Below are 13,494 nucleotides of genomic sequence, written 5' to 3'. Positions count from 1 at the left end.
TGATCTTATATCTGTAAGGTTAAAGTAACTAAAAAAACTATTAAGAATAGCTGATCGCATAAGAATTGATATGCGGGCCAGGAAAGTTTACCCCTCATAGCCCATACAAAAAAATATTACTCCGCTGTTAATAATGTACTTGGTACGCCGTACGAAGAAACAAACAGCCCTTTTACCGCACGGGTTGCTGCAACATGGAGTAGCGCACGTTCATTAAATAATGCATCACGTTGTTCAACAGGATCGTCAGAGGATATGGCTTTCACTTCCGGCACGACGCCATCGTTGATACCCGCAAGGAACACATACTGGAACTCTAGCCCTTTAATGCGGTGCATTGTTGCAATGCGAACACCGGCCCGTTGATCACTGTCGCCACTATCATTCCCTAAATTAAAAGTTTCAATTCCCGCTTCATTCAGAGCTGACGCATAGCGCTCATTCGTATGCCTCGTGCGGGAAGTAATGCAGATATCCTGGGAACGGACATCATTGGCTAACAACGCCTGAATTTGCTTGATAATCGTCTCAGCCTCTTCCTTAAAATCTGAAGCATGAGTAATCATGGGTTTTTCACCATGAAGCAATGATAAATAATCGTTGCAGGAATCAGTTTCACCATCAAGGTTGTCAACCTTAACCCCGGTTAATAACCCGACAGCAAACTGTCGCGTCTCTTCTGTAGTCCGGTAGTTAATTTTCAGTTTTTTACTACGACGCCCACGAACATTAATCCCACACTGACCGAGCACGACTTTATTGCGGTAAATACGCTGATGTCCATCACCCACGATAAAGAGATCGTTAGGAGACTCAGGAACCAGGCTACGAATAAGGGTAAAAGCCGGTGCGCCTATATCCTGAGCTTCATCGACTACGATACTGCTATAAGGCAATTGCACCTGTTTTTCTTTAAACAGAATGATAGCCTCATGCATGGCATCACCCATCTCTCGCAGTTTGGCTCGCGCCATTTGTGCCCGGAACTCTTCGAACACAGGCCAGATTTTCGCACGCTGAATACGGGATAACGCCGTGCCACGACCAATACGGCTCACCTTCAGATATTCTTCACGGCTGTAAACCGCATTCGGCTGAACAACACGTTGCCACTCTTCAGAATAAAAGTTATCCGGTAATCCCAATTCAGCAGGGACTTGCTGCAAGGCATAGTTCCAGCATTTACGTCGCCCTTCATCGCTGTCATAGACCACGCGGAAATCATATCCATGGCGTTTAAGCTGCTCGCTCATCCAGGCATCAATGTTAACAACTTCAATACGCGCCATCTCCTCACGGCTACACAAACGCTGGAGGTTGGCGCGAATATCCGCCGCTAGGTTACGGGTGAAGGTTGTGAACAGAACTTTTTTACCGGGTTTATCGGCCAGGCGTTGGGATAACCAACGTGCACGATGCATCGCAACAACTGTTTTACCCGTACCTGCACCACCTAATACTCGCACCGGACCATTTGCCGGAGACTCCACCAGTTTTCGCTGGCTCGGGTGCAGGAATACACGCCATTTTTCCAGTGGCGCATTGAGCATTTGCAGTAGCTCCTGTTCATTTTCAACGACATGGAAACGACGTTTACTTCTCTCAATTGCCTCAATAAAGTCGTTGGTATCAACAGGCTCATCACGGTGATCGTTAAACTCCTCCAGCACTTCCTGGTAATCCAGACCTTCTGCCAGCCAGTGTAGGGGCTCCCAGGCTTCTGCAGGCATCACGCTTTCCAGCTGATTCAGCCCTGTGGTATCCACAAGAGCCATCACCTGCTCAATAAACACAGGAGGAACACCCAGCGCGAGGATCTGCTCTGCCGTATACGCAGCAAAGAGTTTGGGTTTATCAACAACAGTCGGCTCGGGGGTAGGTTTGATATAGCTGGTATCAATCACCTGAATCGCACCGGTTACCGGGTGAATCGCACATTCGTGTCGCCGCGCCCAGTCGTAGGCTTCGTCGTGCTTATCCACCCACATCAGCATATACAGAGCACCCTGCTCAGGTTTCAGGACGATCCCCCGGTAGGTTTGGTCTATACGCACGGAATGCACATTATTGCTGCGTGCATCGTGGATCTTTTCGTAGTTCAGCCCATTACTCGTCGGATCCTGGCGGAACTTAGAGATGAATTCCTGGACCTTTTTTTGCTGCGCTTTAGGAATCCGCGCAAAAGCCCCCAGAAAACCATCAGAAAGTGCCACCTTTGGCGTTGGAATCGTCATTTGTCACCTCCGGACAGATGCTGCAATGTATTTTCGTCAATTGGCCCGAATGCAACGTGCCAACCCTTACTTGCGAATAAAGCAGTAAACTCCTGATTATCAATAATCAAGGCTTGCTTTTGTAATGGCCAGGCGAGATCGGCTTCTGCAATAATTTCGCCATCGTCATCCTGCAATTCATATCCAACCGTCGGTGCCGGTAGTGATAACGACTGAAGCAAAGCGATTTCTTCTGCGCCCAATAAGCCAAACTCAAGTATTTCTGCCCAGCTCTCGTCAGGCTGAATATCCACTACAACCGAAGTCTGCATTTTTACCGTTTCAGCCTCCTGCGGTAAATGAACCGCTTTACGGCTGGTAAATGTCATATCTGGCAGGAACTGCAGTAAATTCACCATCCACCAGAAACCGTTAAATCCGGCTTCATAGCCATCATCCTGGGAATAACGATCGTCAAAGCAAATATGCAGCCTCAACCAATTTCGCATTTGTTCAATGCTTGTCGTTGATTTAATGGCTTTTTGCGGTACAACAGCTGCCAGCTCAATGAACTGTTGTGATGAACTACAGCTATCCAGTAAACCACCAAATACAAAAGGTTCATCAGGCAAAAGTGCATTCAACCGATAAGCGGGAGCGTTCTCCTGCATTTCATAGGCGTACTTTTGTTTGGCTCCAGTATCCTGCGACTTTTTAGGATCCAGCCACACCCAGGCAAAGGCAGCGGCCATTTTCTGCCATAGCATAGTTTTATTACCGGGATCAGAGAGATAATCGAGTAGCAGTGCAAAACTGTTTCTCTCCCGGAATGAACCTTCAAGCGTAGCAAAGTTTGTATCATGGAACAGGTTATAAAACTTAGGCTGTTTCATATCCGGATTATGGCCAAGCCCCATAACATTCTGTACATGTTTAATGCCTTGTTCTTGAAGGTCAGCCCAGGTCAGTGTCCATACCCAAAAATTACCGCTGTCTTTAATCGCCTGCCGTTTTTGGACATCATCCGACACGCTATCTTTATGAAAAGCAAAACCATCCAGGAAAATTGCTACCGGTTTTATCTTTTCTGACTGCATCAGAGGGTAGAGCACATAATCTGGTCGGCTAAGGATGCCAACCCCTTCTTTAACCCCTAAATCAATCTGTGCTTTGAGATGCCAGCTCATCGCCGGTTCTGTACGGGTATTAATAATCCAGCCTGCATTCTGATGGGCATAACTCCGGCTCACGAGAAGATTTTTGTTATCCTGCAGGCAGTGAATGAACCGTTTTTCCAGTTCACTCCCCATCATGGCATCAAGCGAAATGTTTTTGATGGAATCAATAACGCGTATAGCAGCACTGGCCTTCAGGATTTTCGCCAGTAAGAGACGCGCCTGATCTCTTGATACATACTTCATACGCCCGCGGTCACGGTAAGCGTAAACACAGCGATAGCAGCCGTCTTTATGCGTATCATGGTTGCAGCTGCATTCCACTAGCGCCTTGTAGGCCAGCTCAAGTAATTTCAGAAGGTTGTCAGGTGTACGCATCAATTCTTTGAGTGAGCCAGTCCCCCCTGGTACGGTGTCGTAAATCACCAGATACTGACGCCAGGATTCGCCCTCATTTTCCGGCTCGCGATACACCACGCCTTTCAGATGATCCACGTTACCTTTGAAGTAATGTTTAAGCCCAAGCTGAATGGCTGCACCCAGGGAGGCTTCCACCACGCGATCGTTGCTGTAGCTGGTCACTGGCAGCAGGATACGCAATGCCTCAGATTCCAGTTGGCGATAAAGGTAGAGATAATCTTCAAACTTCGCTTTTTCGGGTTCAGCGCGATATTTACAGCTCAGGTCATGACGAGGTTCATGATCGCGAGGGCGCTGCACCATGCCGCAGCCGAGGCAAACTTTAAACCCGGTGCGTTTCTTTGCCTCTCCTGCGATCATCAGTTCATTGGCATCATCCGCCATTTTGCCAAAGTTGATATCTCGCAGAGTCACTTTGCTCAAAAACTCAAAGCCAAACGGGATTTCTCCTTCATCAATGGCATAAGCGGCCGATACATCCTCTTTTTCGAAGCTGACCAGCAGCTGTCGCTGGAAGAATGCCGGTTCTCGGCTATCGCTCTCATCACTGATCTGGCTGTCCCGGGCGCTTGAGCGGGCATAAACCTGGCGAAGCTTCAGTAACGTCGTTTTTTGTCCGGCATCAGCCCAACCTGGTGTGCCGCATTTAGGGCAGTATTTATGCTGATCGCCGGTCTGATCGATATTCTCGCTGTAGTTACAGTGGCTGCAAATACGCCAGTTTTCAGGCTCAGACAATTTAAGATCAATCTGTTCGATTTCAACTTTATGCCCGCCCGCATAGAAGTTATTCAACGGGGCCAGTTCAGCCAGCGCCGTTGATGCCGGACGTTCGTATTCGTAGGTCGTGTTCTGATACTCACGCGTCTCCCTACCGTCTTTACGCCGCCACAGCACAGAACGCAGCGTAATACCGGCCTCCGGGAAGGCATAGTTGGGAAGTAATCCTTCATCGGTGAGGAAATTAAGCGTTTGCTTGTTATTGATCTGGTTCACCAGGGCCATCAGCGCCTGACGTTCCGAAGTCAACTCGCGCATATCGCTGTCAAAGTTTTGATCGTGCGGATCGCTCTCCAGCTTGTCGATACTGCGCTTGAGTTTATCAATCCGGGAACGCAACGATTTGCGATCTTCCACCAGCAGTTTTAATGCTTGTTCGATACGTTGAACCAGAGAACGCTGCCCTGATGCCCCTTGCAAATATGACAGTAACTGTAGACGAGTGTCTTCCGTAAGATCCGGGAAGATGGACGAGAACTGCTGAGCAATATCCGCATGATGTTGTTCAACATAACGCAGGAAGTTATAAGGGAACCCAGACTTGTGTCCAAACTCCAGCTCGTCCAGCATCTGCTTCACGTTTTTGCTGATAGCAGATGCCGGGACGCCGGTTTTCACCCAGTTGTCCATGCAGAATGCGGCCAGCTGACGCTCCAGGATAGCCGTTGCGTTCAGGAACACACCAGGGGCCTGTACCTGCCCTTGCATCATCTCCAGAGGCTCTTCAAAGAAGAACTGATCGTGCGGGTTCCCCTCAGCCACCGTGATGTTAAGTGCATTGCCGTCTTTACGCCCGGCACGACCAATACGCTGTAAGTAATTAGCCTGCGCGGGTGGAACAGAACAGAGTAATACCGTAGAAAGGTCACCCACATCGATACCCATCTCCAGCGTCGGTGTTGCCGAAAGCAGGTTTATATTCCATGGCTGATTACCGCGGTAGAACGATTGTTCCGTAGCCTCACGATCTTCACGGCTCAGTAATCCGGTATGCTCTGCCCCCTGAACACGAGCGATGTCCATATTATCCCAGTGCCATGTCACTGTATTTTCAGTTTCCTGATAGCGGCCTTCACAGCGCAGAGAAAGACATGGAGCGTTTCGCCAGTGCCACCCCTGATCGGCCGGTGCCCGAACAACCTCACGACAGCAAGAGCAGTTTAGCTGAACAACATCTCGGCTCACTACCAGCGCTGAAGGTACTAGCCCCCAAGCTTCTTTGCCTTTTGTGTCAAAGTCTTTTACCAACCCGGCCATTTTTAGTGTCGCAAACAGACGTCGTAAAACCGTCTCGGCCAGGCTGCTGATAAACAGATTATTGCCGTTGCTGAGCGTTCGGTTGATCCAATGCTGATACCAGCTGGGGTTGGATTTCGCACCAATCAGGCGATGGAAGCCATTTATTTTTTCAAACGAGGCATAGGCCGGTTTACGCGTTTTCGGACCAATAGATGGCATATAGCGTGAAGTTCGCTCCTTCTGCGTCATCATAAAGGTCTTGCCCTCACGACGATAACTTTCGAAAGCCGGATGCAGAACAGCTCCCGCCTGCCGCTGATGCCAAAGAACGCCAATCACCAGGTGTGCCACCTGCTCAACGCTGACCCCAACCATTTCATCACCCAGCTCTTCGACAAGCTGTTGGTGAAGCGCCGTTATCGCTGAATTGAAACGTGCAACATCAATTCCTGCAGCTGCGTAACCGGTGGCCTCCAGCGTACGTCCAATTCGTGCGCGTAGGGTAAATTCGCTGTATACCTCCCAGTCGAGACGAAGAGAAACCAGCTCCGGTAAATCGGAACTCTCTGCCAGCTGGCCTTCGTTCTTCAACGTCTGGTAATCGTTCATCCACTGCATGTTGGGCGCGATGAAGCTCGCGGCAAAATGAGCATCATCCGGTGAACGTTCACGCGTCTGCTGGCAGACACGTGCCGCAAAGGCATCCAACGGTAACGTTTCTTTTTCACCCAACACGCTGGCGATTTGTCCGCGTACCATCAACGGCCAGGTTCGGGCGGTAAAGAAACTGGCGCGGTGTGCGGCATCCTGTACCGAGTCAGAAAACGTAATCAGTTTTTTATGTTCGTTGAACTGGCTGCCATAAAGCTGATGGATCATCACCGCCGACAGGCTGGCTGCCTGTGACCCAAGAATCGAAATACCCTGTTTGCTGTTGCAGTACGGGCATTCGTTGGCAAATTCCAGCTCATCCTTACGCTCTTTGTGCATATCCGGGATAAGTACTTGTAGCAGACCAGTATGGCCACAATGCCCGCACTGCACGTTAGATTGCTTATTGAGCTTTAAACAGGAAGGGCACAGCTTCTGGTGAACACCGCTGACAGGTTTATCGTTGTTATCCGGGAAGGCCAATACAATAGAACGGCCTTTTTCGAAGAACTGACGATAAATACCGTCCAGATCAGTTTCGAGTTGAACGCTCTGACCATGGCGCAGGCTCGCCCACCCGGTAGCATGGCAGTCACGACAGTGAATAACGGGAAGATAATGTTCGCGATCTTCCACCGCGACATCATCAGCAAAAACAAGCTCAGGTGTTTTTGACACGCTGGCAACCAGGCGGCGCATCTCGCGCAACCACAGCTGAGAACGTAGTTGCACAAAAGGCAGTACGGGCCGCGCTTTGTTCACCTGTAGGCGCTTTTCCCGATCTTCCTGTTTTTCTGGAACCTCCAGGCGTGCCTGGGCAATTAGTGCCAAAATGCTTTGCAGCACGCGGGTTGCATGCCCGGCGCTTTCCGCCAGCATCACCTGGAGATTTTCCAGGCACTGCTGTTCCGACAAAATTCCCCCCTGCAAATCCTCAAGGAGTACGTGCAGGATGCTGTGGCGACGTAACAATGAGCCCAACTCAATACGCTTTTCACGTCCGAGATCGCTGTCCAGATCGGCAGGTAATTGCAGTGAACTATCCGGAAACCATAGTGGAATTTGTCCGTTCAGATAATCTACCGGGCTGGCGTACGTTTGCGGATCCAGCGCAGCGCTGACATCCTGGCCCGGATACTGACTGTACTCGATGGTATAACCTTGCAGATATTCCGCCGCCGTGTAGCGATCTTCGCGAATAACCGCGTCATCGCTAAACGGCTGATCAAAGATCGTTTTCGCATAATCGAGTAGTTGTCCCAGTTCGTCACCTACGGTAGCCGACGTCCCCACACAGGCAAAACGCTTGTCATCGACACCAATATGATGCTTTAAGCGACGCACCAGACAGGCCAAATCCGACCCCTGCGCACCATCAAACGTATGCAGTTCATCCACCACCAGATAACGCAGTGACCCAGGCTGGTTATAGCGCCAGAGCTTCTGATCGCCGGGGCGCATCAGCAGGTAATCCAGCATCTTATAGTTGGTTAGCAGGATATCCGGCGGGTTCTCACGCAGGGTATGTTTGCAGGTGATGACTTTATCCGCAGACATCTTTTTGCTGGGTTCGATTTCACTGTCGCCAACAAACAGGCCGACGGTCACTTTGCCATGCAGTTGCGGATCGCTGGCGATGGTTTTGGCGAAACGGCTGGCCTGATCGGTTGCCAGGGCGTTCATCGGGTAGATGATGATCGCTTTAACACCGGCCTCTGATGCCCCAGCACAATGGTTAAGCAGCGGGAACATAAAACATTCCGTTTTACCGGAACCCGTACCGGTCGCCACCAGCGTCGGCTGAGGCGTCTCGATACCCAGGCGCTGAAACGCCTGCGCCTGATGCGCGTGCGGTGGGAATGGCAGCGTCAGGTTAGGGAAGAAGTTCAGGGATAAATCACTTTTACGAAACGGCAGCTGAGCGGAAAGATACGGTCCTTTCAGCAACGTTTCCGGCTGGGCCAGAAATTGCTCCAGCATCGAGACGTTATTATTTTCTTCACCATTAAACAGCGGGCTGTTAAGCGGGAAGGCTGCCCGTAAAAAGGAGGCAACGCTGTCGGCAACCTGCTGACTGACAACGGAAGGCAGCATCAGGCGCTCTCCTTATCTTGTACAAAGAATGACCAGGCGACTTTATAGTCGTCTTCACGGTCAGGTTTGATAAAAGGTGCCTGCCAGGTGACGGTTCGGCGCTCGCCTTCGTCGCTGCGGGTATAGTCATCAAAAGTGACGCTGACGGTACCGGTTTGCAGATGCTTGACATCATCCCAGCCGATGGCTTGATCGGTACAGTCGCCGCCGGTCCAGTCTGGGCTGCCGACGTTAAAGACAAAACCATTTTTCAGGTCCGCTTTACGCGCGGTACGCGGCAGGCCAACGCCCACCAGGCCTTTACTTGGGGTAAAGATAATGCGGCCGTTTTGATCGTACCAGGTATCGGCTTCATACTGGCGCATGACCGGGAACTGAACGCGATAGATAGTAAGCAGTTCTTCGAGGGTTAAACCCAGTGCCTGTGCCACCAGCACGTCGATTTCCACCAGCGCCTGACGGCGACTGTAGTCGGAGCGTAAAGCGCAGTTACGCTGCCACTCTGGGGTCAGGTTGGCGAAGAAATCTTGGGGTAGTTGTGGGAGATTGCGGCTCCAGCGCTGAGTGTTGAAATCTGGGGTATAGCAGGATTGCCAGAGCTCGGCGTATTCACTTGAAAGAGCATTTAATAATAAGGTCCTTATTTTTACACCAAATATTTCTGTATAAACGAACCCACCGAGTTGCGCACCATACAGATCTGATTTTCCAGTTGATTTCAAAATGAAATCATAAACAATTGAATGTGAAAGGCCGGTGAAATTAACCAGAATATTAGTTGACTCAAACGCTGTCGCGACACATGTGTTGATGTTTGCAAATCCCTTGGGAAGAATTGTAGAGATAAAAGATCTCTCAGAAGACCCACCAAACATTCTCCTGTTAACAAAACGATAATAATCCGTCACCTTTCTCGGTTCATCTTCACCCGGGTCAGTCCATGTAACGCGTGGGGTACGTTTGGCATACTCCTGCACATCACATGCCGGAATATAGTTAGTACGCGGCAGGTAATCGTCGGGCAAAGTTAGCAGGTCCAGGCAGTCATAATCGCTGTTTAACGTACAGTTTTCTCGTGGCGTCTTGTAGAACGGTGTTCCAACAAAGAAGTGCGGGCCAGACAATACCCATTGTGATGCATCCTCAGGGAACTGCGTCTTACGTTCAATAGTGCCGTCTTTCTGCTGGTTTGTTTCATGCCACATTTCCAGGGATAAATATTGCCCCTGTAAATCACCCAATCTCTTCGGCTGATTAGCAAACTTTTCCAGTACAGCAACAAGTTGTTCTGCGTGTAAAGCTGGCAAACGAGCCTGCCAGGCTGGCGTTCCTTTGCTGTCATAAAGACGAGCAAATAATTCTAGCTCATGAGTGGCGATATTTATCAGCCGAGAACGGTGGCCAGATGTGTTCCATACAACTTTTAATTTTCCCTCGCTCTCAATCTCGTCTTTGAGACCGGGAATGTCCCCACTACCAGAATGTTCAAAACATGCATCAATAGTTTGCGGAGCATACAAATTAGATATGTGTTCAAATCCCACAGAGCCAGGGCTAGCAGAATAAATATTGCTGCTGAACTTCGCATGGTGATCAACTTCAACAAACAAATTTAACTCATTCTGAAATTGAAAATGCGCCCTCAGCCTCGGATATACCGACGCACGCAGTTGCCCACCTTTCGGATCGTCATAAATCCCTTCCGGGTGCAGGAAACCTGCCACGCCATTCTGCGATCCTAAACGCCATGCCTGCGGCAGGAAGCATTTATACAGGTTAGTCTGCACACCACGCAGTACCGGGTAGTTCTGCTGCGCATTCAGGAAGTTTTGCATCCCTTCACAACCTTCATACTCGCTGCGCCAGGCCGCTTCCAGCGCCGGAATCTGATTAAAGGTATCAACACGCAACATCGCCAGCTTCGAGGCGCTCAGCTTACGCAGCATAAACTCCGGCTCGTAGTCGCCCAGCACGCCGGCTTCCTGCCATTCCACTTTCAACCACGGCGGGTTTCCGAGCATCAGGTCAAAGCCGCCACGCTCGGCGAACAGATCGCAGAATTCCAGATCCCAATGGAAGAAACGGTGCTGCTTCTTCAGCGCATCAACAATCGCCAGACGCGGCAAATGACGGAACAATACTTCAGTTTTCAGGCGGCCTGCACCGGAAAACAGCGAAGATTCTTCACGAACAATATCCTCGTCGGCAAACAGATTGCCGGTGGCCTGCTCTGCAACTTCAGTGACTCTTTCCGTGACGACAATACCGTCGATCAGCGTCTCCATCTCCATCAGCCACATACCGCGGTCCGGCAGTTCATCCGCTTTGTCGATCGGCCAGAACCACAGCGCGCACCAGTAGTCCATCACCCAGCGCAGTTTCTGATAGGTACTGTTATCTTCGAGGCGACCGCTGAAGGTTTCATCTTTGCTGCTTAAAGAAGAGCGGACTTGAGCCGTATTTTCCGCAGGCCATACCGGGTAATTGTCGGCGGTTTTCTGGCGCTCGGCTTTCAGCTGCTGACGAAATGTGTTCCAGAGCGCTTCCACTTTGCCGCTAATGCGCTGCACATCAGCAATCTCATGCGGTGCAAAACTTTTGGTAAACTCTTTGCGCCAGCTGTCCAGCGCTTTGAAATCATCCGGATAGCGCTGTTTGACGGTTTTGTCGCTGTAGTTGGCCATGCCGCTATCCGGCAGCAGGAAGTGGAAAATCTGCTTCTCTTCGCGCGGCGTATTCATCGCCAGCTCGGCCGGTTCGCTGTTAAGCCAGCTCGGATCTTTCGCTTTTTTGTAGGTCAGCTCGCTCTTGTTGAACACCTGACGGCGTGCCCCCACCAGCGAGTTGCCGCAGTGCAGCTGGTAGCCAAACCACGGCACAAATGCATCGCCGCTGATGGCGTTCAGCCACAGCGACACTTCCGCCAGCTCCACCGCCACCGGGTTTAAGTCCACGCCGAATACGTTGTTGTCGGCAATGTACATCTTCACACGTTGCAGCTCCTGGGTGTAGCGATCCTGAGGAATGCGGCGACCTTCCGCCTGCTGTTTGTGGAACAGGTAAGCTTCCGCGAGCTGATTGATGGCTTCGTTAAGGAATGCCGCGCTGCCCATCGCTGGTTCGCACACGGTGAGGTTTAATATGGCGTCGGCTTTGGCGTGCGGATCGGTAATCGGATCAATTTGCTCATTAAACAGCTCTTTCAGGGCATACTTGACTAACGAGCGGGTCAGCACTTCTGGAGTGTAGTAAGAAGCGGATTTTTCGCGGTCGCGCCCGGCCATGCGATAGATAAAACTGCCTTTACGGTGAATACGCAGGCTGCCGTCTTTTTCGTAAACCTTCTCGTCTTCATTGTATTTGCCGATCTCGTCTTTGCTGACGAAATAGCCCGTCTCCAGCTCGTTAAACTCTTCTCCGGCTTTTTTCACCTCGTAGAGATCGTCGCTGGCGAAGAATCCGCGGTAGGAGAGCAGCGCTTCATACACTGCACCTAACTGGTTGATACCCAATTGGCGATAGGAGATACGCCCCCGGCGATTAAAACGTCCTTTACCCGGTCGGCTTAACGACATCGCCTGAATAATTTGTTGCAGGGTTTCGTTGCGGAACACCACACGGTTAAGAATACGGGTGTTATTCGCTTCAAACAGATGGCTTTCAAGGCGCGGTACGCTGAACTGATGGCTATGAATAGTGATCCGGTCGCCGCTCTCCAGGTCGCCCTGCATTTTCACGCCGCCGCTGTAGCCGTCACGCACCAGTTTGAACAGCATATTCAGGCTATCGTGAAAGTAGCGCCCGTTGCGATCTTCTTCGCTGGTCAGCGGGATCATCTCCAGATCGCGCAGCGTTTCCAGGCTGTATCCCTGCAGATAGGTTTTGGCGGTCATCGGCGCATAGCCCAGTTCCGGGCGCGCTTCGATATAGAACAGGAATAACAGGCGATACATATACCGCAGGCATTCGCGGCTCAACTCATCCGGGTTAATAGCTCGTTTCCCGGTGTAATAAGCCAGCTCGTTGTTGATGAGATAACGCATCGCTTCATTACCCAACAGCTCAATGCTCTCACGCAGGGCATATTTCAGATCTTCCGACACGCCAAACGCATGTTTGTGCGAATTGTCATCCAGCGAATCGAGGTACGGCGCACCGCTGCCTGGCAACAGCGAATCTTTGTGTAGCAACACCGACGTCGCTTTCAGGGTATCTATCTCGCGACGACTTAAAATTTCTTCAAAGTCAAAGCGCAGCAGACGGTTTTGCGCCCACTTAGTACGATCCAGCAATAACAGCTGGCGGTTACCGAGCAGCAGCACAAAACGCGGCGGTTCATTTTGTGTAAAGACCACCGTGGAGAGCAGATCCTGCCAGCTGCGGTATTCGCCGTTCGCTTTTTTACGCAGGCTGTCGCGCTTATGTTTATCGGTATCTGCCGGGAACTGCGCGGTCAGTAGCGACAGCGCCAGCGGATCCAGCGTTCCTTCATCCTGATCATGTGCTTCAACAATCCACAGCCACGGGCTGCCGTCGGTACTGTTGTAACGAGCCAGTACCGGCAAAGGCGTATCGTCATCCAGCATCTGAATGTGCGGATTGAGTTCATAACCCAATGCCTTTAACAGCGGCTGCCAGCGACTGCGCTGATCGGCTAGACGCAGCGGGATCTGGCGCTGTTTTTCATGTTCAGTGAGTTTACGGAAAAACTCTGTCGCCAGGCTGTTAAGCTGGTTCCACGGTGCGCGGTAGCCCGCCTCAACCTCTTTGCCCTGTTCACGGGCTGCGCGTTCAGCTTCGCGAGCGGCATTTTCCTGCTCAATCCAGGGTTCCAGTACATCGCGAATATCGCTGGTAAAGACTTCGCCCAGATAGTGGTTAGAGTAAAACTCGTTTTCGTTATTAATACCGACCAGCGCCAT

3 protein-coding genes are annotated in these 13,494 nt (G+C 50.9%); all 3 read right to left on the bottom strand.

The window, feature by feature from the left end; all coding sequences use genetic code 11:
- Positions 1-116: 116 nt before the first annotated feature.
- Genes IEX01_RS12610 through IEX01_RS12600 form a run of 3 tightly spaced genes read right to left on the bottom strand, consistent with a single transcriptional unit; the run spans position 117 to position 13,494 of the window.
- Positions 117-2,234, bottom strand: a complete 2,118-nt coding sequence (locus tag IEX01_RS12610) for an ATP-dependent helicase (RefSeq protein ID WP_188723973.1) — start codon at positions 2,232-2,234, stop codon at positions 117-119.
- Positions 2,231-8,572, bottom strand: a complete 6,342-nt coding sequence (locus IEX01_RS12605) for a DEAD/DEAH box helicase family protein (RefSeq protein ID WP_188723972.1) — start codon at positions 8,570-8,572, stop codon at positions 2,231-2,233. The genes IEX01_RS12610 and IEX01_RS12605 overlap by 4 nt, the downstream gene beginning before the upstream one ends.
- Complete coding sequence (locus IEX01_RS12600) at positions 8,572-13,494, bottom strand: DNA methyltransferase family protein (RefSeq protein WP_188723971.1); 4,923 nt, start codon at positions 13,492-13,494, stop codon at positions 8,572-8,574. Before IEX01_RS12600 ends, IEX01_RS12605 begins: the two co-directional genes overlap by 1 nt.

Source organism: Franconibacter daqui (genome assembly GCF_014644275.1).
GTDB lineage: Bacteria > Pseudomonadota > Gammaproteobacteria > Enterobacterales > Enterobacteriaceae > Franconibacter > Franconibacter pulveris.
This window is presented reverse-complemented; position numbering and strand designations above follow the sequence as displayed.